The organism is Pseudomonas sp. 313 (assembly GCF_000316965.1).
Lineage (GTDB): Bacteria > Pseudomonadota > Gammaproteobacteria > Pseudomonadales > Pseudomonadaceae > Chryseomonas > Chryseomonas benzopyrenica.
In genome coordinates this window covers 40,718-60,736 of record NZ_ANBZ01000067.1, presented here as the reverse complement: position 1 = coordinate 60,736, position 20,019 = coordinate 40,718, and the positions used below count along the sequence as shown (strand labels likewise).

Genomic DNA, 20,019 nt, shown 5'->3' with positions numbered 1-20,019 from the left:
TGGTAGCTCAGGGGCGGGGTGAGGCCAAGGCGACAGCCGCCAGGATCGCCGACCCGTGGGCGTTTATCGGCCGGATGGCGCTGCCCGTTGGCTGACCAGCCAGTCGGGGATGCGCCTTTCCAGATAGTAGTCCGGGTCGCGGAAGGAGCCGCCGACGAAACCCACGTGGCCGCCGTGGGGCAGGCGCTCGAACAGGGTGTCGGGCGCCAGTTCGGCGCGGGCGGGCAGGGCGTCGGTGCCGATGAAGGGATCGTCCTCGGCCTGGATCAGCAGGGTGGGGATGCGGATACCCCCCAGGTAATAGCGGCTGGAGGCCTGGCGATAGTAGTCCCGGGCATCGCGAAAGCCATGCAGGGGCGCGGTGTATCTGTCGTCGAAGTCCCAGAAGGTCTTGAGCCCCTCGGGCGGGCCCAGGCGGGCGAGGATCTCATGCTGCTCGGGATGGCGCTCGCGATCGAACAGTGCCTGCTTGTCGCGCACATAGCGCGCCAGTTCGCGGATGAAGTGTCGCTGATAGATACGCGAGAAGCCGATGCCGATGCGATCGGCGCAGAGGTCCAGACGAAAGGGCACCGACACCGCCGCCGCGGCTCGTAGTCCGCTTTCCGCGCCGCGCTCACCGAGGTACTTGAGCAGCACATTGCCACCGAGGGAAAAGCCCACCGCATACAGCGGAGCCTCCGGACGACTGGCCTGCAGATAGCGCACCACCGCGGCCAGGTCTTCGCTGACGCCGGAGTGATAGCCTCGCGGCAGGCGGTTGGGTTCGCCGGAGCAGCCGCGCCAGTTGAGGCCGACGCTGGCCCAGCCGCGGGCGGCCAGGGCGAATTGCAGGCCGAGCACATAGTGGGAGCCGGAGCTGCCGGTGAGGCCGTGGGCGATCAGCACCAGGGGCGCCTGTGGGTCCTCGGCGTGATACCAGTCCAGATCGAGGAAGTCGCCATCCTCCAGCCATAGCCGTTCGCGCGGGCGGGTGATAGGCGGCAGGCGGCGCCACAGCGAGCCCCAGAGGGTCTGCAGGTGCGGGCCGGGCAGCCAGCGCGCCGGGCGAAAGGGGGCGCTGTTCACGCCTGGCGGTGCCAGAGGGCGTAGTGGACGTTGCCGGTCTTCTTCTCGCGGTGCAGTTGCCAGGTCGCGGGCAGGCTCAGGCGCGAGGGCTGGGTCTCGCTCTCGGTATAGATCCAGGCGTCCGCGGCGAGCCAGCCCTGGGCTTCCAGGGTCGCGCAGGCCGGCTCCAGCAGGTCCTGGCCAAAGGGCGGATCGAGAAACACCAGATCGAAGGGCGTCGCCGCCGGCTTGGCCAGCGCCTGCAGGGCGTCGGTCTGGCGCACCTCGGCGTGGGCGCAGCCGAGGGCCTGCAGATGGCCGCGCAGGGCATTGGCGGCCTGGGCATTGAGGTCGAAGGCCAGCGCCGGGCCGGCGCCGCGGGACAGGGCTTCCAGCAGCAGGGCGCCGCTGCCGGCGAAGGGGTCCAGCACCCGGGCGCCCGGGGTGACGGCGGCCAGCCAGTTGAACAGGGTCTCGCGGACCCGATCCGGGGTGGGTCTCAGGCCCAGGGCATCGGGAAAGACGAAGCGCCGGCTGCGCCAGTCGCCACCGATGATGCGCAGTTGGTTGGCGGTCTTCTGGGCCATGCTAGTGCTCCGGAACGCCGCTGGGCGGCAGGTTGGGAAGAGGGCGGGGTGGCGGCAGCGGCTGCTGGGCGACCCGTGGGCCGGCGCTGACCACGACGAAGTTGGCCGGATCCAGGTGGCGCTGCAGGGCGGCATGCACCTGCTCCACCGTCAGCCGGCGGACCTGCTGGAGGAAGTCATCGAGGTAGCTGCTGGGCAGGTCATAGAAGCCGATGTTGCCCAGTTGGGCGACGATGGCGCCGTTGCTGGCGTTGGCCAGCGGGAAGCTGCCTTCGATCTGCCGTTTGGCGCGGTCCAGTTCGGCCTGGGTGGGGCCCTGGGCCAGGTAGTCGCGCAGCAGGTCACGGACCAAGGCCAGGGTGGCATCGCCCAGTTCGGCGCGGGTCTGCAGGCCGAGGGTGAAGGGGCCAGGCTGACGCATGGGGGTGAAGCCCGAGCTGACGCCGTAGGTGAGACCGCGGCGTTCGCGCAATTCGGTCATCAGGCGACTGCCGAAACCGCCACCGCCGAGGATCTGGTTGCCGACGAACAGGGCGGCGTAGTCGGGATCGCGGCGGGTGATGCCGAGTTGGCCGAGCAGCAGGCGCGTCTGCTGCGCCGGGATCTCCAGCTGCACCCGGGCCGGTGCGGCAAGCGCTGGCACCGGCAGTGGCGGCAGGGCCGGGCCGCGGGGCAGGGCGCGCGACAGCTGGGCGGCGATCTGCTCGGCGCGGGCGCGATCCAGGTCGCCGGTGAGGGCGATCACGGCATTGCCGGCGGCATAGGCACGGGAATGGAAGGCCCTGAGGCTGGCCGCGTCGAGGCGTGCCAGTCCGGCTGCCGTGCCCCGTGGCGAATGGGCATAGGGATGGCTGCCATAGAGACTTTCCTGCAGGGCTTCGCCGGCCAGGCTGGCCGGCTCGCGACGGCTGGCGGCGATCAGCGTCAGCAACTGGTCGCGGATGCGCTGGATGGCCTCGGCGGGAAAGGTCGGGCGACCGACCACGTCGGCCAGCAGTGCCAGGGCCGGTTCGCTGTGGGCCGGATCGGCAAGGGTGCGCAGCCCGGCCACCGCCTGGTCACGGTAGGCGCCGTTGCTGAAATCGGCGCCCAGGCGCTCGAAGCCGTCGGCGATGGCGCCGGCATCGCGTCCCGGGATGCCTTCGTTGAGCAGGCCGTTGGTCAGCATGGCCAGGCCCGGCGTGGCGCCGTCCTGGCTGCTGCCGGCGGCGAAGATCAGGCGCACGTCAAACATCGGCAATTCCGGCGCCGGCACGAACAGCACCTGGGCGCCCTCGGCGGTGCGCCAGCGCTGGATGTCCAGCTGGCGCCCCAGGGGCGGTACCTCCTTGAGGGTCTTGAGGCTGTCCACGGCGGGATAGGCGCGCGCCAGGTCGCCGACCGGGGTGGGGGACTGACAGCCCGCGAGCAGGCACAGCGCAAGGCACAGCAGACGCTTCATCGACGGGCCTCCGCGGTGGGTTCGGGGCGCAACTGGCCCAGGGTCAGGCGCTCGCGAGTGAAGTAGGTACGGGCCACGCGGCGCAGGTCGTCGGGAGTGACCTGGCCCAGCTCGTCGAGCAGCCGATCGCCCTGGCGCCAGCCGAGGCCGACGCTTTCCAACTGGCCGATGCTGCTGGCCTGAGCGGTGATGGAGTCGCGGCCATAGACCAATCCGGCCACCAGCAGGGCGCGGACCCGGGCCAGTTCCTCGGTGCTGGGCGGCTCGCGCTTGAGCAGGTCCAGTTGCGCCCAGAAGGCCGCTTCCAGCTGGTCGAGGGTCTTGCCACGCTGGGTATTGGGGGTGCCGCTGAGCAGGAAGAGGCTGTCGCCGCGGGTATAGGCGCCATAGGCGGCGCGCACGCTGCTGGCCACTTCCGCGCCGCGTTCGAGACGACTGGGCAGGCGTGCCCCCGAGCCGCCGCTGAGCAGGGCGGCCAGCAGTTGCAGCGCATAGGCATCGCGCGGCTGGGCGGCGGTGGCCAGGCTGGGCACGTTGAAGCCCATCAGCAGGCTGGGCAGTTCACGGGCCTGCAGGGCCAGACGACGCTCGCCCGGCGCGGGCAGTTCCAGCGGGCGTCGCGGCGCGGCCAGGTCGCTGCGGGGAATGCCGCCGAACCAGCGCTGCACCTCGGCGCGGATTGCCTGGGGCTCGACGTCGCCCACCACCACCAGGGTGGCGTTATTGGGTGCGTACCAGGTCTGGTACCAGCGGCGCAGGTCGTCGACGCCGAGGCGCTGCAGGTCCTGGGGCCAGCCGATGGTGGGGTTGCGATAGCCGCTGGCCGGGTAGGCCGCGGCCTTGAAGCGTTCGAAGGACAGTGCCTCGGGGCGGTCGTCGGTGCGCAGCCGGCGTTCTTCCTTGATCACTTCCAGTTCCCGGGTGACCTCGTCGGGCGCCAGGCGCAGATGAGCCATGCGATCGGCTTCCAGCTCCAGGGCCACCGGCAGGCGATCGCGGGCGAGCAGCTGGTAGTAGACGGTGTAGTCATCGGTGGTGAAGGCATTCTCCTCGGCGCCCAGATCGCGCAGCAGGTGCGAGGCCTCGCCGGCACCGAGCTTGCGGCTGCCCTTGAACATCAGGTGTTCCAGGGCGTGGGACAAGCCGGTCGCGCCGGGTGCCTCCAGGCTCGAACCCACGCGATACCAGAGTTGCACCACGGCGACCGGCGCCCGGTGATCTTCGCGGACTACCAGCTTGAGGCCGTTGTCGAGGGTGAATTCCTCGGTGTTCTGCCGGCTGGCGGTGGCCAGGGCGAGGGTGGAGAGCAGGCTGAGCAGGACGACCAGGGCGGTCCGACGGAGGCGGGAGGCGGGCATCGCGAGAGCAGGCCTTGTAGCGCGGTAGGGGACGAAGCGGCTGCGTCCTGGGGACGGTCGCGCGTTTTTCGCCGACGGGGAGGTCTTCCGCCCGGCAGGCTGCTAGGATACGCATCCCTTTTCCCGACGGCCATGCCTGACGGTCGAGCCCCGCCTGGCGGAGCTCCCGCAGCTGGCTCGTCCGTTCGATACAGAGCCCTGCATGTTTGGATCCGACGACAAGAAGTCTCCCCCCACGGAGAAGAAAGGCCTGTTCGGCTGGTTCCGCAAGAAGACTGCCGAACCCGTAGCGACGCCGGCCGAAGCCCCCGCCGCCGCGCCCGAAGCCGAAGAGCGCTTGCCCGAGCCGCTGACCAGCGAACCGGTGCAGCATCCGGAGCCGGTACCCGAGCCGCCGGAGGCGATCCCCTCGCTGACCCCGGTCGCCGAAGAGGAGGCCCCGTCGCCGGTGGCCCTGACGGCGCTGGTCGAGCCGCTGGTGGCCGATCCCATCCTGCCGCCGGTCGAGGTCGAGCCGGTAGTTGTGCCCGAGACAGAGCCCGAGCCGGTATCGGCGCCGGTCGCGCCACTGGCACCGGTAGTTCCTGCGCCTGTCGTAGAGCCCGAGCCTGCTCCAGCCCCGGTCGTACCCGTCGCCCCGGTACGTCCTGAGCCCGTGGTGATTGCACCCGAACCCGAATCCGAATCCGCTGCGCCGGCCGTCGCCGCTCCGGCCGAACCAACCAAACTGGGTTTCTTCGCTCGTCTGCGCCAGGGGCTGTCCAAGACCAGCGCCAGTCTCGGCGAAGGCATGGCCAGTCTGTTCCTCGGCAAGAAGGCCATCGACGACGACCTGCTCGAAGAGTTGGAGACTCGCCTGCTGACCGCCGACGTCGGCGTCGAGGCCACCGGCGTCATCATGCGCAACCTGACCCAGAAGGTGGCGCGCAAGCAACTGGCCGACAGCGAGGCGCTCTATCAGGCCCTGCAGCAGGAGCTCACGGAGATGCTGCTGCCGGTGGAGCAGCCGCTGGTGATCGACACCTCGCACAAGCCCTACGTCATCCTGGTGGTCGGTGTGAACGGCGCCGGCAAGACCACCACCATCGGCAAGCTGGCCAAGCGCCTGCAGAACGACGGCAAGAAGGTCATGCTGGCCGCTGGCGACACCTTCCGTGCCGCCGCCGTGGAGCAGCTGCAGGTCTGGGGCGAGCGCAACCGCATCCCGGTGATCGCCCAGCACACCGGCGCCGACTCCGCCTCGGTGATCTTCGACGCGGTGCAAGCCGCCAAGGCCCGCGGCATCGATGTGCTGATCGCCGATACCGCCGGCCGGCTGCACACCAAGGACAATCTCATGGAGGAGCTGCGCAAGGTACGCCGGGTGATCGGCAAACTGGACGAGGCGGCGCCCCACGAGACCCTGCTGGTGCTCGACGCCGGTACCGGCCAGAACGCCCTCAACCAGGCCAAGCAGTTCCACAATGCGGTGCCCCTGACCGGCCTGGCGTTGACCAAGCTCGACGGCACCGCCAAGGGTGGGGTGATCTTCGCCCTGGCCAAGCAGAGCGCCCTGCCGATCCGCTATGTCGGCGTCGGCGAAGGCATCGACGACCTGCGGCCCTTCGAGGCGCGGCCCTTCGTCCAGGCCCTGTTCGCGGAGCGGGGCGTCTCATGATCCAGTTCGACCGCGTCTCCAAGCGCTATCCCAACGGTCACGTCGGCCTGCAGGAACTGAGCTTCCGTGCCGAACGCGGCGAAATCCTCTTCGTCACCGGTCATTCCGGCGCCGGCAAGAGCACCCTGATGCGGTTGATCCTGGCCATGGAAAGGCCCACCGGCGGCAAGCTGACCCTGGCCGGCCAGGACATCTCGCGCATCACCAATGCGCAGATTCCCTTCCTGCGCCGGCAGATCGGCGTGGTCTTCCAGAACCACCAGCTGCTCTATGACCGCACCGTGTTCGACAACGTCGCCCTGCCGCTGCAGATCCTCGGCCTGTCCAAGCCCGAGATCGCCAAGCGTGTGGCCGCCGCTCTGGAGCGGGTCAGCCTCAAGGACAAGCTCGACGACTATCCGGCCGAGCTGTCCACCGGCCAGCAGCAACGGGTCGGCATCGCCCGTGCCGTGGTGCATCGCCCGGCCCTGCTGCTCGCCGACGAACCCACCGGCAACCTCGATCCACGCCTGGCCTCGGAGATCATGGGCGTCTTCGAGGACATCAACAGCCTCGGCACCACGGTGCTGATCGCCAGCCACGACCATGCCCTCATCGCCCGCCTGCACCATCGCATGCTGACTCTGCAGCGCGGCCGCCTGATCGGCGACGAAGAGGAGAGCCAGCCATGAGCGCCACCGAACTGCCCCGTGGCCAGGAACAGGGCGGCAAGCCCCAGCGTCCGCAGCGCCAGGCCCCGAAGAAACCCAAGAGCGACTGGCGCAGCCCGCTGCACGCCTACCTCGAAGCCCACCGCACCGGCCTGAGGGACAGCCTCAGGCGCATGGTGCAGCAGCCCATAGGCACCTTTCTCACCTGCCTGGTGATGGGCATCGCCCTGGCGCTGCCCATGGGGGTGTCCTTGCTGCTGAAGAACGTCGAGCGCCTGGGTGGCTCCTGGCAGCGCGCGGCGCAGATCTCGGTGTTCCTCGACCTGCGCACCGGCCAGGACCAGGCCGAGGTGCTGATGAGCCAGATCAAGGTCCTGCCCGATGTGGCCGAGGCGCGCTGGATTAGCCCGGACGATGCCCTGAAGGAATTGCAGCAGGACGCCGGCCTCGGCGAGGCGTTGCGCGAATTGCCGCAGAATCCGCTGCCCGGCGTCATCGCCGTGACGCCCAAGGAAATCGACAAGAGTCGCCTCGACATGCTGCGCAGCCAGCTGGCCGAGATGAACGGCGTGCAGCAGGTGCAGCTGGACATGCAGTGGGTCGAGCGCCTCACCGCCATCCTCAAGCTGGGCGAGCGCTTCGTCTTCGGCCTGACCGTGGTGCTGGTGATCGCCCTACTGCTGGTGATCGGCAACACCATCCGCCTGGCCATCGAGAATCGCCGCACCGAGATCGAGGTGGTCAAGCTGGTGGGTGGCACCGACGGCTACGTGCGCCGGCCCTTCCTCTACATGGGCGCGCTGTTCGGCCTGGGCGCCGGCATCGCCGCCTGGGCGCTGCTGGTGTTCGGCCTCAACTGGCTCAACGGCGCGGTGCTCGACCTGGCCGGCCTCTACGGCAGCGATTTCGCCCTGGGCAGCGTCGCCATCGAAGACGGGCTGCAACTGCTGATCGGCGCCGTGCTGCTCGGCTACATCGGCGCCTGGCTGGCCGTTGCCCGCCATCTACGCGAACTCGCGCCGCGCTGACCAACGACCGTTTCCGACACCTTTGGAAACGGTCTAACCCCCTGATGACACAAGCATTTCACGGTGGTTTTCAGCTGGGGTTAAGGGAACCTGGACTAGTCTGGCGCTGTCCAAAAAATCAGTGTTAGACTGCCCAGTGCTTAGTGAATCGGAGGATTCGCATGACCACTTCGTTGCAACCTGTTCCTACATTGGTTCCTGGCGCCAGCCTGGAAGCCTATGTGCATTCGGTGAACAGCATTCCGCTGCTCACGCCGGAGCGGGAGCGTGAACTGGCCGAGCGCCTCTTCTACAAGGAAGACGTCGAGGCCGCCCGGCAGTTGGTGCTCGCGCATCTGCGCTTCGTGGTACATATCGCCAAGAGCTATTCCGGCTATGGTCTGGCCCAGGCCGACCTGATCCAGGAAGGCAACGTCGGCCTGATGAAGGCCGTGAAGCGCTTCAACCCCGAAATGGGCGTACGCCTGGTGTCCTTTGCCGTGCATTGGATCAAGGCGGAAATCCACGAATTCATCCTGCGCAACTGGCGCATCGTCAAGGTCGCCACCACCAAGGCACAGCGCAAGCTGTTCTTCAACCTGCGCAGCCAGAAGAAGCGGCTGGCTTGGCTGAACAACGACGAGGTCCATCGCGTGGCCGAAACCCTGGGCGTGGAGCCTCGGGAAGTGCGCGAGATGGAGAGCCGCCTGACCGGTCAGGACATGGCCTTCGATCCGGCCAGCGATGCCGATGACGATGCCGCCTACCAGTCACCGGCCCAGTACCTGGAAGACAGCCGTTACGATCCGGCACGCCAGCTGGAAGAGGCTGACTGGACCGACAGCTCCACGGCCAATCTGCACGAGGCCCTGGAACGCCTGGATGATCGCAGTCGCGACATCCTCTACCAGCGCTGGCTGGCCGAGGAAAAGGCGACCCTGCACGAGCTGGCGGCCAAGTACAACGTCTCGGCAGAGCGTATCCGTCAGCTGGAAAAGAACGCGATGAACAAGCTCAAGGGCAATATCGCCGCCTGATCCGCTCGTTGATTGAAAAACCGCACCTTAGGGTGCGGTTTTTTTATGTCTGCAAATCTTGTCGCCCAGCCAGTAGGCTGGCTTGGATCAGGCTCTGGCCATCGCGGCCATACAAGTACCGGGAAGTCCGTAGGAGCGGTCCATGGCCGCGATAGAGCGTCTGTAGGCTGAAAACCGCGTGCGAAGTCGCCTTGCTACTGCCCGGTCATCCGTCGCAGGTAGTCGCTACCGCCCAGCTGGCGCTCCTGCTGGCGGATCCAGGCGGCGCGTTCGGCGACATAGGCGCTCGGGCGGCTCGGGCTCCATTCGCGGGGATTGGGCAGCACGGCGGCCAGCAGGCTGGCCTGGCGGTCGGACAGGTAGGGAGCACCTATGCCGAAATGGTGACGAGCCGCGGCCTCGGCGCCAAACACGCCGTCGTCCCATTCCACGCTGTTGAGATAGACCTCGAGGATGCGCTGCTTGGACCAGAAGGTTTCCAGCAGCACGGTGAACCAGGCCTCGAAGGCCTTGCGCAGGTAGCTGCGGCCGCTCCAGAGAAAGAGATTCTTGGCGGTCTGCTGGCTGATGGTGCTGGCGCCGCGCAGGGAGCCGCCGGCTTCGTTGTGGCTGAAGGCCTGGCGGATCGCCGTCATGTCGAAGCCCCAGTGTTCGGCGAAGTGCTGGTCCTCGCCGGCGATCACCGCCATCTTGAGATCGTCCGGCAGCTCCTTCCAGGGTCGCCAGTCGCGCTGCAGGTCGATGGGTTTGCCGTCGATCCAGGACTCGACCTTGCGCTCCACCATCAGCATGCTGCCCGGCGGCGGCACCCAGCGCAGGATCAGCACCAGGGCGGCGCTGAGGACGGCGAACCAGAGGGCGATACGCAGGAGACGGCGGAGGAGGGTGAGCAGCATCGGCTTGGTCTTTGGCGGTTAGCGGGCCATTATAACCAGCGCTTCTCTTCCATCGCCCGGTAAAACCCATGTTGCGTCTCTTCCTGCTGTTCGCCGCCCTGGCCGGCTTCACCGGTGTCGGACTCGGCGCCTTCGCCGCCCATGGACTCAAGGGCCGGCTGACCGCCGACTACCTGGCCGTATTCCAGACCGGCGTGCTCTATCAGCTAATCCACGCCCTGGCGCTGCTCGGCGTCGCGCTCCTGTCGCTGCACTTTCAGGGGCGCCTGGTGGCCTGGGCCGGTGGCTTCTTCATCGCCGGCATCCTGCTGTTTTCCGGCAGCCTCTATCTGCTGACGCTGACCGGCATCTCGCGGCTGGGCATCATCACCCCCTTCGGCGGTCTGTGCTTTCTCGCCGGCTGGGCCTGCCTGGCCATCCTCGCCTGGCGCCTCGGCAGCCTCTGACCGAGCACTGGCCGTCGTTCCCGGTCTGGCGTCGCTGCAATGCACGCCCGACCGGCGTAGAATGCCGGCTCACCCCGTGACGATGCCTTTGCCATGCAGATTCTGTTGAACGGCGAATCCCTTGAATTGCCGGACGGCGCCACCGTCGCCGACCTGCTCGTGCGTCTTGACCTGACCGGGCGGCGAGTGGCGGTGGAACGCAACCTCGACATCGTGCCGCGCAGCCAGCACGCCACCACCGCCCTGGTGGACGGCGACCGGCTGGAAGTGGTCCACGCCATCGGCGGCGGCTAGCCGCGCAAGAGGAATCCAGATGAAAGACACTCCCTTTACCCTGGCCGGGCGCACCTATGAATCGCGTCTGCTGGTCGGCACCGGCAAGTACCGCGATCTCGAAGAGACCCGCCTGGCCATCGAGGCCTCCGGCGCCGAGATCGTCACCGTGGCGGTGCGCCGTACCAACATCGGCCAGACTCCCGGCGAACCCAATCTGCTCGACGTGATCTCGCCCGAGCGCTACACCATCCTGCCCAACACCGCCGGCTGCTATGACGCGGTGGAAGCGGTGCGCACCTGCCGCCTGGCGCGCGAGCTGCTCGACGGTCACAACCTGGTCAAGCTGGAAGTCCTGGCCGACCAGAAGACCCTGTTCCCCAATGTCATCGAGACCCTCAAGGCCGCCGAGACCCTGGTCGCCGACGGCTTCGACGTCATGGTCTATACCAGCGACGACCCCATCGTCGCGCGCCAGCTGGAGGCCATCGGCTGCATCGCCGTCATGCCGCTGGCCGGTCTGATCGGCTCGGGCCTGGGCATCTGCAATCCCTACAACCTGCGCATCATCCTCGAAGAGGCCAAGGTGCCGGTGCTGGTGGATGCCGGGGTGGGTACCGCCTCCGACGCCACCATCGCCATGGAGCTGGGTTGCGAAGCGGTGCTGATGAACAGCGCCATCGCCCATGCCCGCGAGCCGGTGCTGATGGCCGAAGCCATGAAGCACGCCATCGTCGCCGGTCGCCTGGCCTATCTGGCCGGGCGCATGCCGCGCAAGCTCTATGCGACCGCGTCCTCGCCGCTGGACGGCCTGGTCAACTAGACCTGGCGCCCTCCATCACGCGCCCGGCCTGTGCCGGGCTTCTCTTTTTCCCACTATCGATAACGCCATGACCGATCATCAAGACGACCAAACCCCCGACCGCCCCCGGCGCACCATCAAGAGCTTCGTGATGCGCGCCGGCCGCATGACCGAAGGCCAGCAACGCGGTCTCGACCAGGGTTGGCCACGCTTCGGTCTGGAGCTGACCGTCGGCCTGCAGGATTTCGACCAGGTGTTCGGGCGCCAGGCGCCACGTACCTTCGAGATCGGCTTCGGCATGGGCCATTCCACTCTGGAAATGGCTGCCGCCGCGCCGGAGCAGGATTTCATCGGCGTCGAGGTGCATCGTCCGGGCGTGGGCGCGTTGCTCAATGGCGCCATGACCCAGGGGCTGACCAATCTGCGGGTCTACAGCTGCGATGCCCTGGAGGTGCTGCGCCAGTGCGTGGCCGACGCCAGCCTGGACCGGGTGCTGCTGTTCTTTCCCGATCCCTGGCACAAGAGCCGCCACCACAAGCGGCGGATCGTCCAGCCGGCCTTCGCCGAGCTGGTTCGGCAAAAGCTCAGGGTCGGCGGGGTGCTGCACATGGCCACCGACTGGCAGGCCTATGCCGAACACATGCTCGAGATCATGAACGCCGCCCCCGGTTACCATAACCTCGGCGACGCCTCGGGCTATGTACCGCGTCCCGAGGAAAGACCCATCACCAAGTTCGAACGCCGTGGCGAGCGCCTGGGGCATGGCGTCTGGGATCTCAAGTTCGAACGCCAGAGCTGACCGTGTATCTCTGACGAATCGAGCTTGAGCTGGTGAGGGACAATTGGCATGATGGCCAATTGCCCTGCTGTGATGGCGGTTGCATTCGAATTCACAGAGACACCTGGATGTCAGCCCTTCCCGAGAATGCCAACCGGCTCCGCGCCGCCCTTCGTGCAGAGCGGATCCGATGACGGACCTGGTACGCCCCGACTCGCCAGCGGCCGAGTTGCACGCCGTACGGCGCTGGCTCGAAGTCGAACGCAGCGCCCGGCAGCGTACCGAACGCTCGTTGCACCTCATCGCCTCGGCCTTCGCCCTCTGCCGCGACGCCATGGCCGTGCTGACTGAAAGCGGTCAGATCATCGAAGCCAATGACGCCCTGCGCGCCCTGATGCTCAGCGCGGAGCGCAGTGTCAGCGGCCAGTACCTGTCGCATTACATCAAGCTGCCCGAGGCGGCCATCCGCACCTTCGAGCGCGACGGCTATGCCCTGTGCGAAGCCCAGTTCCACGTCTCCGCCAAACGCGTCACGCCGGTGGAGATCAGCCTGAGTCGCTTTGCCGGCGAGGCGGATCGCGAAGGCTATGTGGTCGCCAGCCTGAGGGACATCACCGAGCGCAAGCGCGCCGAGCAGGCCCTGGAGCGCATGGCCCTGAGCGATGCCCTGACCCAGCTGCCCAACCGGACCTCCTTCTACCAGGATTTCGAGACGCGCCTGCAGAACCTGGAGGAGACCGGCAACCTCGCGGTGCTGTTCATCGATGTCGATGGCTTCAAGGAGGTCAACGACTCCCTGGGCCATGCCGCCGGTGACGAGCTGCTCTGCGCCCTGGTGCGGGAGTTGCGCCAGGTGCTGGGCGCCGACGAGGTGCTGGCACGTTGGGGCGGCGATGAATTCGTCGCCCTGCTGGACGTGAGCGATCGCGAGCAGGCCCGCCAGGTGGCCGAGCAACTGGTGCAGGCGGTGGGTCGGCAGCAGTGCATCGCCGGCCACGATATCCGCGTATCGGCCAGCATCGGCCTGAGTCTGGCCCCCGAAGAAGGGCTGGATGTGGAAACCCTGCTGCGCAATGCCGATGCCGCCATGTACGCAGCCAAGGCGGCCGGCAAGAGCCGGGTGCGCTGCTACGATCCGCAGTTGACCAGCGAGGCGCGCAGCAAGGTGACCCTGTTGGCTCATCTGCATGGCGCCATCGAGGCGGAGCTCATCACCTTCGTGCTGCAGCCCAAGTTCGATGCCCGTCAGCGCATGATCAGCGCCGAGTTGCTGGCGCGCTGGAATTGCCCGGGCGTCGGGGCCGTGCCGCCCAATGTCTTCGTCGCCCTGGCCGAGCAGAACGGCATGGCCTCGGCCCTCGGGCGCCTGGCCATCCGCCGTGCGGCCGGTTGCGCCCGCGCCCTGCAGGACGCCGGCCTGCAGATCCCGGTGGCGGTCAACATCTCGCCGCTGCAGGTGGCCGATGATGAATTGGCCGAGGTCCTGGCGGCGGCCTGCGCCGAATTCGGTATCGCGCCCAGGGCACTGGAGCTGGAGGTGACCGAGTCGGTCTTCCTGCAGAAGGGCACGCCGGAGCGGCGCCTGGCCGCCTTGCGCGAGCAGGGCTTTCGGGTGGCGATGGATGACTTCGGCACCGGCTATTCGTCGCTGGGCTATCTGCACCGCTTGCCCTTCGACACCATCAAGATCGACCGCAGCTTTCTGCTGGCGGTGGACGCCGATGACAGATCCCGGCAACTGCTGGCCGGCATCGTCAGCCTGTGCCGCGCGCTGGACATGCAGATCGTCGCCGAGGGGGTGGAAACCCAGGCCCAGTTCGAATTGCTCAAGGACCTGGGCGTGGACACCTTCCAGGGCTTCCTGCTGGGGCGCCCGCAATCACTGGAGTGCCTGCTGGACAGTATCCGCGTCTGCCAGCGGGGCCAGCCCTAGCCGCGCCGCTCGGCCAGCACGCCCAGCAGGCAGACGCCGATCAGCAGCACCGGGGCCAGGGCATAGTTGTTGAACTGCGCCAGACCCTTGACCACCCAGGGGGTCAGGAAGGTCATGGCGGCGCCGTAGATCGCCAGGCACGCCAGGGCGAAGGCCGGGACGCGGATGGCGGTCGGCAGGCTGCCCAGGCGCGCCTGGATGAAGCCATTGACCTGGCTGCCGAACAGCACCAGCAGGGTGGCGGTGACCGCCAGGGCCACCTCGTCCAGGTGGCTGCGGCTCCAGCGGGAGAGGTCGGCGATATGGTCGAGCACGAAGTCCAAGGCAGAGCTCCTCGTCAGTCAGGCAGAAAGGATTGCAAGAGGTCGTTCAGGAACAGCTGGCCGCGAGCGGTGGGGCGCAGGCGCTGTGCATCCTCGGCCAGCAGGCCGGCCTGGCGCGCCGCGGTCAGCGCGGGTGCCAGACTGTCCAGCGACTGGCCGGTGCGCTGCGGATACCAGGCGGCCGGTACCCCGTCCACCAGGCGCAGGGCGTTCATCATGAAATCGAAGGGCAGGTCGGCCGGCTCCAATTGTTTTGCGCCGGCCTGGAAGGCCTTGGCCGGGTCCAGATAGTCCTTGGGTAGACGGGTCTTCCAGGTGCGCAGCAGGGTGCCGTCCGGGGCGCTCAGCTTGGCATGGGCGCCGGCGCCGATGCCCAGGAAGTCGCCAAAGCCCCAGTAGTTGAGATTGTGCCGCGCCTGGCGCCCGGGCTGGGCATAGGCAGAGGTCTCGTACTGCTGGTAGCCGGCGGCCGCCAGGCGCGCCTGGCCGGCTTCCTGGATGTCCCAGAGGGTGTCGTCCTCGGGCAGCTCCGGCGGCTGGCTCCAGAACACCGTGTTGGGCTCCATCGTCAGCTGGTACCAGGACAGGTGCGTGGGCGCCAGGGCGATGGCCTGGTCGAGGTCGCCGAGGGCATCGGCGACGCTCTGCTCGGGCAGGCCGTGCATGAGATCCAGATTGAAATTATCGAAGCCGGCGGCGCGTGCCCGGTCGGCGGCGCGGATGGCTTCCTCGCGGCCGTGGATGCGCCCCAGGGCCTTGAGCTTGGCGTCCTGGAAACTCTGGATACCGATCGACAGCCGATTGATGCCCAGACCGCGGTAGGCAACGAACTTGGCCTGCTCGAAGGTACCGGGGTTGGCTTCCAGGGTGATCTCGATGTCCGGCGCGAAGCTCAGCCGCCGGGCCACGCCGTCCAGCAGGCGGCCCAGGGCCTCGGCGGAAAACAGACTGGGTGTGCCGCCGCCAAAGAAGATCGAGGTCAGCGGCCGGCCATGGACGTGGATCAGGTCCTGGTCCAGATCCGCCAGCAGGGCGTCGACGTACTCCGTTTCCGGTAGCGTCGGGCCAGCGGCATGGGAGTTGAAGTCGCAATAGGGGCACTTGCGCACGCACCAGGGGATATGGACGTAGAGCGCCAGTGGCGGCAAGGCGAAGGTGTCGGTCACAGCTGGAGCCGTTGCTTGAGCTGGGCCATGGCGCGGGCGCGATGGCTGCGCTGGTTCTTTTCCGCCGGCGCCAATTCGGCCGCGGAGACCGCTTCGCCGTCGGGCTGGAACAGCGGATCATAGCCGAAGCCATGCTCGCCCTGAGCGGCATGCAGGATGCGCCCGGGCCAGAGGCCTTCGCAGAGGATCGGCAGCGGATCGTCGGCGTGGCGCACCAGGGCGAGCACGCAGACGAACTGGGCGGTGCGCTCGGCGTCGGGCACGTCACGCAGGGTGTCGAGCAGCTTGGCGTTGTTGGCGGCATCGCCCTGACCATCGGCGTAGCGCGCGGAATAGATACCAGGGGCGCCGCCGAGGGCGTCCACCGCCAGGCCCGAATCATCCGCCAGGGCCGGCAGACCGGACAGCCGCGCGGCGTTGCGCGCCTTGAGGATGGCGTTCTCGACAAAGGACAGCCCGGTTTCCTCGGGTTCCACCTGGCTGAATTCGCCCACCGAGCGCACCCGCACCCGGTCGCCGAGCATGGCCTGGAGTTCCTTGAGCTTGCCGGCGTTGTGGCTGGCGAGAACCAGTTCGGTTAGGTCGGACATGAGGGGCACCGTGTCGCATTGGGAAGGGCGGCGTATTGTACGCGAAGCCAGGCCCGGGCTGGCCGCGCCGCCCAGGCCTTACGTCATATGGCGACGCGCAGGTCGTGCAGATGCGGCGCGCTGACCCGATAGATGCCGATCTCGCCGAGCAGGTTGGGCCACAACTTGCTGGCCCAGCCGTGGCGGTGCAGGCGATCCACGGCAAGACGATCCAGTACCTGGGCGCGCTGTTCGCGGCAGAGGCGCTCGAAGTCCTCGAAGGTGCAGAAGTGGATGTTCGGCGTGTTGTACCAGGTGTAGGGCAGGAAGTCCGAGACCGGCATCCGCCCCTTGCCGCCTAGGTACAGCCGGCAGCGCCAGTGACCGAAGTTGGGAAAGGTGATGATGCACTGGCGACCGACCCTGAGCATCTCCTGGAGGATGCGGTCCGGGTACTGCATGGCCTGCAACGACTGGGTCATGACCACCACGTCGAAGCTGTCACTGGCGAAGTTGGCCAGGCCGCCGTCGAGATCCTGCTCGATGACGTTGACGTCCTTGAGTAGGCATTCGGCGATCTTGTCCGGGTCGATCTCCAGGCCGTAGCCGGTGACCTGCTTGTGATCGCGCAGCCAGGCGAGCAGTTCGCCGGTGCCGCAACCGAGGTCGAGGACCCGGCTGCCGGCGGGGATCCATTCCTGAATGATGTCCAGATCGGCGCGCACGGCAGCTATACCTCGATGCGGGTCATGTAGTGGGAGAAGGCCTGCAGATAGCGCGGGATGGGAATGAGGAAGGCGTCATGGCCCTGGGGCGCGTCGACCTCCAGGTAGCTGACGTCCTTGCGCGCGGCCATCAGGGCGTTGACGATCTCCTTGGAACGCGCCGGCGAGAAGCGCCAGTCGGTGGTGAAGGAGACGATCAGGAAGCGCGCCTGCACCCCGGCCAGGGTCTTGGCCAGGTCGCCGCCGTGGGCATGGGCCGGATCGAAGTAGTCGAGCGCCTTGGTCATCAGCAGGTAGGTGTTGGCGTCGAAACGGCCGGAGAATTCCTCACCCTGATAGCGCAGGTAGCTCTCGACCTGGAATTCGACGCTGTGGAAGTCGTAGTTGAGCTGGTCGGTCTTGAGTTCGCGACCGAATTTTTCGCCCATGGCCTCGTCGGACAGGTAGGTGATGTGGCCGACCATGCGCGCCAGCATCAGGCCGCGCTTGGGGATCACACCCTTTTCCTGGAAGTGGCCGGCGTGGAAGTCCGGATCCGAGAGGATGGCCTGGCGCGCTACCTCGTTGAAGGCGATGTTTTCCGCCGACAGCTTGGGCGCCGAGGCGATGGCCAGGCAGTGGCGGATGCGCTCGGGATAGCTGATGGTCCACTGCAACGCCTGCATGCCGCCCAGGCTGCCGCCGATCACCGCCGCCCACTGCCCGATACCCAGGCGATCGGCCAGGCGTGCCTGGCTGTTGACCCAGTCTTCCACGGTCAGCACCGGGAAGTCGGCGCCATAGGCCCGACCGGTCTCGGGGTTCGGACTGCTGGGGCCGGTGGAGCCGTTGCAGCCGCCCAGATTGTTGAGGGCGACCACGAAGAACTTGCGGGTGTCGATGGGCTTGCCGGGGCCGATGCAGCTGTCCCACCAGCCGGGCTTGCGGTCGTCCAGGCTGTGATAGCCGGCCGCGTGGTGATGGCCGGAGAGCGCGTGGCAGATCAGCACGGCGTTGCTGCGACTGGCGTTGAGTTCGCCATAGGTCTCGACCATCAGGTCATAGGCCGGCAGGGTGCGACCACAGGCCAGGGCCAGGGGCTCGTTGAAGTGCAGCAGCTCGGGGGTGACCAGGCCGACGGAATCTTCGGGAATGACGCTGGGCATTGACGGCTCGTCCGGGGCGGGGCTCGCCAGTCTAAAGAGCACCGCCGGGAGCGGCAAGGGCAGGCGTGGCGCGGCGGCCAAGGACCGCGCCACGGTAGCGGATGGCGCTAGCCGACCCGCGCCAGCGGCAGGGTGACCACGTTGTCGTGGCGCTGGGACGGCGCCGGCCGGCTGATCTGCTTGAGCATGTCGCTGACCTCGCTGAGCTGCCCGTGCAGGACGTCCTCGTGCACCTGTAGCCGGCGCACCTGCTCCTGGCTGTTGAGGTTCTGCTGGGTGAGCTGCTTGAGCGCCAGCATGCTGGTCTCCAGCAGCTGCTTCTGTTCGCGGGTGTGCTGCACCAGCGGGGTCAGGGCGCCGTCGTTCCAGCGCAGCACCTGGGCATGGGCGCCTTCCTGCAGCGCCTGGACCTCCTGGGCCACGGTGGCGAAGAAGCGGCGGGCCAGGGCGCTCTGCTCGGTGAGCAGGGTCTTGACCTGACGCTGGACCTCCTCGGTCTTGAGTTGCAGCTGGCGCAGCTCGCGGACATAGGGGCGGATGCGCAGTCGCGGCGCTTCCAGGGGATGCAGCGGATTCTCGACATTGTGCCGCTGGTAGACTGCGCCGAGCACCTTGTTGGCCCGGTCCGCCTCGTTGTCCAGGGCCAGCAGGTCATGCTCGACCACGCGAAAGAAACGGGCGATGGACTGGTTGATGCCGACGGTGGTCAGGCTGCTGCGGAATTCCCGGCGGGCGGTGTCCAGATGGGCGTCCAGGCGCTCCGACGCGACCAGGTCGGTCAGCAGCTTGCGCTGCCCGGCCAGCATGTTCTGGGTGGTGCGTAGGTCCAGCAGGCGACGGTGATACTGGTCGTATTCCTGGCGCGTGCGAGCGGTCTGCAATTCCAGGCCGGCACCGGGCAATTCCTCGTCGGCCAGTTGCGCGTACTGGGCGCGAATGGCTTCCAGGCGCTGCTCGATGAGGGTACGGCTGGCGCCCAGCAGACCACTGGCCTGCTGCACGATGCGCTGCTGCAACAGACGCTCGCGGGCGCCGACGATGCGTTCGGCGAGCAGCTGTTCGAGGCTGTCGAGCTGGCTGCGCGCGAGCAATTCCAGATCGCCGCGGACCTTGCCCAGCAGCGCCTGCTTGGCCGACAGCGGCAGGATGTGCTCGGCCGGCAGCGCCAGTTGCCGGGCGCTGGCCTGGCGGACGTTTTCCAGGGACTGGGCGACATGGGCGACCCCGCCGAGGTCGTCCCAGAGGCTGTCGATCTTGTTCATCACTGCGAACAGCCGCTCCGGGGCATCGCCCAGGGAGGGCTTGACGCACTGTTCCCAGAGCGCCAGGTCCGAAGCGGTCACGCCGGTGTCGGCACCGATGAGAAAGAGTACGGCCTGGGCGTGGGGCAGCAGCGACAGGGTCAGTTCGGGTTCGGCGCCCAGGGCGTTGAGGCCGGGGGTGTCGAGGATGCGCAGGCCCTGGCGCAGCAGCGGGTGGTCGATGCTGATCAGCGCGTGGCGCCAGGCCGGGATGCTGACCAGACCGGCGCTGTCGAGCTGTTCCAACTGCTCGGGGTCGAAGCCCAGTTGCACGGCAGCGGCGGTTTCCACCTCGCGGGTCTCGGTGACCTTGGCCAGCAGGGCGGCCATGGCGTCCGGGTGGCGGTCGTCCAGGGCGAAGCGCTGCCAGGCCTCGGGCGTCTTGCGCCAGGCGGCCAGGCTGCGTTCGTCCAGGCGGCTGTCGATGGGCAGCAGCTGCAGATAGGGCCCGTCGGCCCCGGCGTCATGGAAGATCTCGGTGGGGCACATGGTGGTGCGCCCGGCCTGGGACGGCAGCATGCGCTGGCCGTAGTCGGCGAAGAAGAGGGCGTTGATCAGCTCGGTCTTGCCGCGGGAGAACTCGCCGGCGAAGGCCAGGGTGATGCCGTCGGCCTGCAATTCGCTCTGGCAGCTGGCCAGGGCGGCGTCCAGTGCCGGGGAGGCCAGACGATTACGCTGCAACCAGTCGCGGTAGCGGCCCAATTGGGTGTCGAGTTCGGCTTTCCACGTGGCATAGGCATCGACGTGGCGGAACAGGCGTTCCATAGGGGACTTCCTTGACCTGGACAGCAAAGGCTGGACGGTGCCCCAGCGTCCAGAGGACGTCAATGCCGCCTCCGCCACGACGCGGCAGGCGGTCGTGGCGGGTGCGCGAGTGG

At 67.7% G+C, this 20,019-nt stretch carries 20 protein-coding genes; 9 read left to right on the top strand and 11 right to left on the bottom strand.

Annotated elements, in window-relative coordinates:
* Window positions 1–63: 63 nt before the first annotated feature.
* Genes C722_RS0113535 through C722_RS0113520 form a run of 4 tightly spaced genes read right to left on the bottom strand, consistent with a single transcriptional unit; the run spans window position 64 to window position 4,433 of the window.
* Window positions 64–1,068: a hydrolase gene (locus C722_RS0113535; RefSeq protein WP_017641008.1), complete on the bottom strand. Its 1,005-nt coding sequence runs from the start codon at window positions 1,066–1,068 to the stop codon at window positions 64–66.
* Window positions 1,065–1,634, bottom strand: a complete 570-nt coding sequence (gene rsmD, locus C722_RS0113530; protein ID WP_017641007.1) for a 16S rRNA (guanine(966)-N(2))-methyltransferase RsmD — start codon at window positions 1,632–1,634, stop codon at window positions 1,065–1,067. Before rsmD ends, C722_RS0113535 begins: the two co-directional genes overlap by 4 nt.
* Before the next feature lies 1 nt (window position 1,635).
* Complete coding sequence (locus C722_RS0113525) at window positions 1,636–3,075, bottom strand: pitrilysin family protein (protein WP_017641006.1); 1,440 nt, start codon at window positions 3,073–3,075, stop codon at window positions 1,636–1,638.
* A complete protein-coding gene (locus tag C722_RS0113520) occupies window positions 3,072–4,433 on the bottom strand; it encodes a pitrilysin family protein (protein ID WP_017641005.1) in 1,362 nt (453 codons plus the stop codon). Before C722_RS0113520 ends, C722_RS0113525 begins: the two co-directional genes overlap by 4 nt.
* Window positions 4,434–4,635: 202 nt before the next feature.
* Here C722_RS0113520 and ftsY point away from each other — a divergent pair, with 202 nt between their 5' ends.
* The 4 genes from ftsY (at window position 4,636) to rpoH (ending at window position 8,784) form a co-directional block, all read left to right on the top strand.
* Window positions 4,636–6,090, top strand: a complete 1,455-nt coding sequence (gene ftsY / locus C722_RS0113515) for a signal recognition particle-docking protein FtsY (protein WP_017641004.1) — start codon at window positions 4,636–4,638, stop codon at window positions 6,088–6,090.
* Window positions 6,087–6,761 (top strand): cell division ATP-binding protein FtsE, encoded by a 675-nt coding sequence (ftsE, locus tag C722_RS0113510; RefSeq protein WP_007161647.1) that lies wholly within the window; start codon window positions 6,087–6,089, stop codon window positions 6,759–6,761. The genes ftsY and ftsE overlap by 4 nt, the downstream gene beginning before the upstream one ends.
* Window positions 6,758–7,768 (top strand): permease-like cell division protein FtsX, encoded by a 1,011-nt coding sequence (ftsX, locus tag C722_RS0113505; protein WP_017641003.1) that lies wholly within the window; start codon window positions 6,758–6,760, stop codon window positions 7,766–7,768. The genes ftsE and ftsX overlap by 4 nt, the downstream gene beginning before the upstream one ends.
* A gap of 161 nt (window positions 7,769–7,929) precedes the next feature.
* Window positions 7,930–8,784, top strand: a complete 855-nt coding sequence (gene rpoH / locus C722_RS0113500) for an RNA polymerase sigma factor RpoH (RefSeq protein ID WP_026083834.1) — start codon at window positions 7,930–7,932, stop codon at window positions 8,782–8,784.
* A gap of 194 nt (window positions 8,785–8,978) precedes the next feature.
* On the opposite strand, the gene mtgA is transcribed toward rpoH, so the two are convergent.
* Window positions 8,979–9,680, bottom strand: coding sequence for a monofunctional biosynthetic peptidoglycan transglycosylase (gene mtgA, locus C722_RS0113495; RefSeq protein ID WP_017641001.1), 702 nt, complete (start codon window positions 9,678–9,680; stop codon window positions 8,979–8,981).
* A 68-nt stretch (window positions 9,681–9,748) separates the two neighbouring features.
* Between mtgA and C722_RS0113490 the strand changes: the two genes are divergently transcribed.
* From C722_RS0113490 to C722_RS0113470, 5 genes are all read left to right on the top strand, one after another.
* Window positions 9,749–10,126: a DUF423 domain-containing protein gene (locus C722_RS0113490; RefSeq protein ID WP_017641000.1), complete on the top strand. Its 378-nt coding sequence runs from the start codon at window positions 9,749–9,751 to the stop codon at window positions 10,124–10,126.
* Window positions 10,127–10,219: 93 nt separating this feature from the next.
* Window positions 10,220–10,420, top strand: a complete 201-nt coding sequence (gene thiS / locus C722_RS0113485) for a sulfur carrier protein ThiS (protein ID WP_017640999.1) — start codon at window positions 10,220–10,222, stop codon at window positions 10,418–10,420.
* A gap of 19 nt (window positions 10,421–10,439) precedes the next feature.
* A complete protein-coding gene (locus C722_RS0113480; protein WP_017640998.1) occupies window positions 10,440–11,222 on the top strand; it encodes a thiazole synthase in 783 nt (260 codons plus the stop codon).
* Between the two features lie 67 nt (window positions 11,223–11,289).
* On the top strand, window positions 11,290–12,000 hold the full coding sequence (gene trmB / locus C722_RS0113475) for a tRNA (guanosine(46)-N7)-methyltransferase TrmB (RefSeq protein WP_017640997.1): 711 nt from the start codon (window positions 11,290–11,292) through the stop codon (window positions 11,998–12,000).
* 169 nt (window positions 12,001–12,169) lie between these two features.
* Window positions 12,170–13,912 (top strand): bifunctional diguanylate cyclase/phosphodiesterase, encoded by a 1,743-nt coding sequence (locus C722_RS0113470; protein ID WP_017640996.1) that lies wholly within the window; start codon window positions 12,170–12,172, stop codon window positions 13,910–13,912.
* On the opposite strand, the gene C722_RS0113465 is transcribed toward C722_RS0113470, so the two are convergent.
* From C722_RS0113465 to C722_RS0113440, 6 genes are all read right to left on the bottom strand, one after another.
* Entirely contained in the window at window positions 13,909–14,235 is a 327-nt protein-coding gene (locus C722_RS0113465) for a DUF3392 family protein (RefSeq protein WP_017640995.1), read from the bottom strand. The two genes, C722_RS0113470 and C722_RS0113465, sit on opposite strands and share 4 nt — an antisense overlap.
* Window positions 14,236–14,249: 14 nt before the next feature.
* On the bottom strand, window positions 14,250–15,401 hold the full coding sequence (hemW, locus tag C722_RS0113460; RefSeq protein WP_017640994.1) for a radical SAM family heme chaperone HemW: 1,152 nt from the start codon (window positions 15,399–15,401) through the stop codon (window positions 14,250–14,252).
* A complete protein-coding gene (gene rdgB / locus C722_RS0113455; protein WP_017640993.1) occupies window positions 15,398–15,991 on the bottom strand; it encodes an RdgB/HAM1 family non-canonical purine NTP pyrophosphatase in 594 nt (197 codons plus the stop codon). The genes hemW and rdgB overlap by 4 nt, the downstream gene beginning before the upstream one ends.
* A gap of 83 nt (window positions 15,992–16,074) precedes the next feature.
* Entirely contained in the window at window positions 16,075–16,695 is a 621-nt protein-coding gene (gene metW, locus C722_RS0113450; protein WP_017640992.1) for a methionine biosynthesis protein MetW, read from the bottom strand.
* A gap of 5 nt (window positions 16,696–16,700) precedes the next feature.
* Window positions 16,701–17,840, bottom strand: coding sequence for a homoserine O-acetyltransferase (locus C722_RS0113445; RefSeq protein ID WP_017640991.1), 1,140 nt, complete (start codon window positions 17,838–17,840; stop codon window positions 16,701–16,703).
* A 107-nt stretch (window positions 17,841–17,947) separates the two neighbouring features.
* Window positions 17,948–19,906, bottom strand: a complete 1,959-nt coding sequence (locus tag C722_RS0113440) for a dynamin family protein (protein ID WP_017640990.1) — start codon at window positions 19,904–19,906, stop codon at window positions 17,948–17,950.
* Window positions 19,907–20,019: the final 113 nt, after the last annotated feature.

What these genes read in the sequence shown, in the direction of transcription:
- thiS (WP_017640999.1), top strand. Translation starts at nt 10,220, where the DNA reads ATGCAGATTCTGTTGAACGGCGAATCCCTTGAATTGCCGGACGGCGCC.
- ftsX (WP_017641003.1), top strand. Translation starts at nt 6,758, where the DNA reads ATGAGCGCCACCGAACTGCCCCGTGGCCAGGAACAGGGCGGCAAGCCC.
- C722_RS0113470 (WP_017640996.1), top strand. Translation starts at nt 12,170, where the DNA reads ATGACGGACCTGGTACGCCCCGACTCGCCAGCGGCCGAGTTGCACGCC.
- ftsY (WP_017641004.1), top strand. Translation starts at nt 4,636, where the DNA reads ATGTTTGGATCCGACGACAAGAAGTCTCCCCCCACGGAGAAGAAAGGC.
- C722_RS0113525 (WP_017641006.1), bottom strand. Translation starts at nt 3,075, where the DNA reads ATGAAGCGTCTGCTGTGCCTTGCGCTGTGCCTGCTCGCGGGCTGTCAG.
- rpoH (WP_026083834.1), top strand. Translation starts at nt 7,930, where the DNA reads ATGACCACTTCGTTGCAACCTGTTCCTACATTGGTTCCTGGCGCCAGC.
- C722_RS0113480 (WP_017640998.1), top strand. Translation starts at nt 10,440, where the DNA reads ATGAAAGACACTCCCTTTACCCTGGCCGGGCGCACCTATGAATCGCGT.
- C722_RS0113490 (WP_017641000.1), top strand. Translation starts at nt 9,749, where the DNA reads ATGTTGCGTCTCTTCCTGCTGTTCGCCGCCCTGGCCGGCTTCACCGGT.
- rdgB (WP_017640993.1), bottom strand. Translation starts at nt 15,991, where the DNA reads ATGTCCGACCTAACCGAACTGGTTCTCGCCAGCCACAACGCCGGCAAG.
- trmB (WP_017640997.1), top strand. Translation starts at nt 11,290, where the DNA reads ATGACCGATCATCAAGACGACCAAACCCCCGACCGCCCCCGGCGCACC.
- C722_RS0113520 (WP_017641005.1), bottom strand. Translation starts at nt 4,433, where the DNA reads ATGCCCGCCTCCCGCCTCCGTCGGACCGCCCTGGTCGTCCTGCTCAGC.
- mtgA (WP_017641001.1), bottom strand. Translation starts at nt 9,680, where the DNA reads ATGCTGCTCACCCTCCTCCGCCGTCTCCTGCGTATCGCCCTCTGGTTC.
- C722_RS0113445 (WP_017640991.1), bottom strand. Translation starts at nt 17,840, where the DNA reads ATGCCCAGCGTCATTCCCGAAGATTCCGTCGGCCTGGTCACCCCCGAG.
- rsmD (WP_017641007.1), bottom strand. Translation starts at nt 1,634, where the DNA reads ATGGCCCAGAAGACCGCCAACCAACTGCGCATCATCGGTGGCGACTGG.
- ftsE (WP_007161647.1), top strand. Translation starts at nt 6,087, where the DNA reads ATGATCCAGTTCGACCGCGTCTCCAAGCGCTATCCCAACGGTCACGTC.
- C722_RS0113440 (WP_017640990.1), bottom strand. Translation starts at nt 19,906, where the DNA reads ATGGAACGCCTGTTCCGCCACGTCGATGCCTATGCCACGTGGAAAGCC.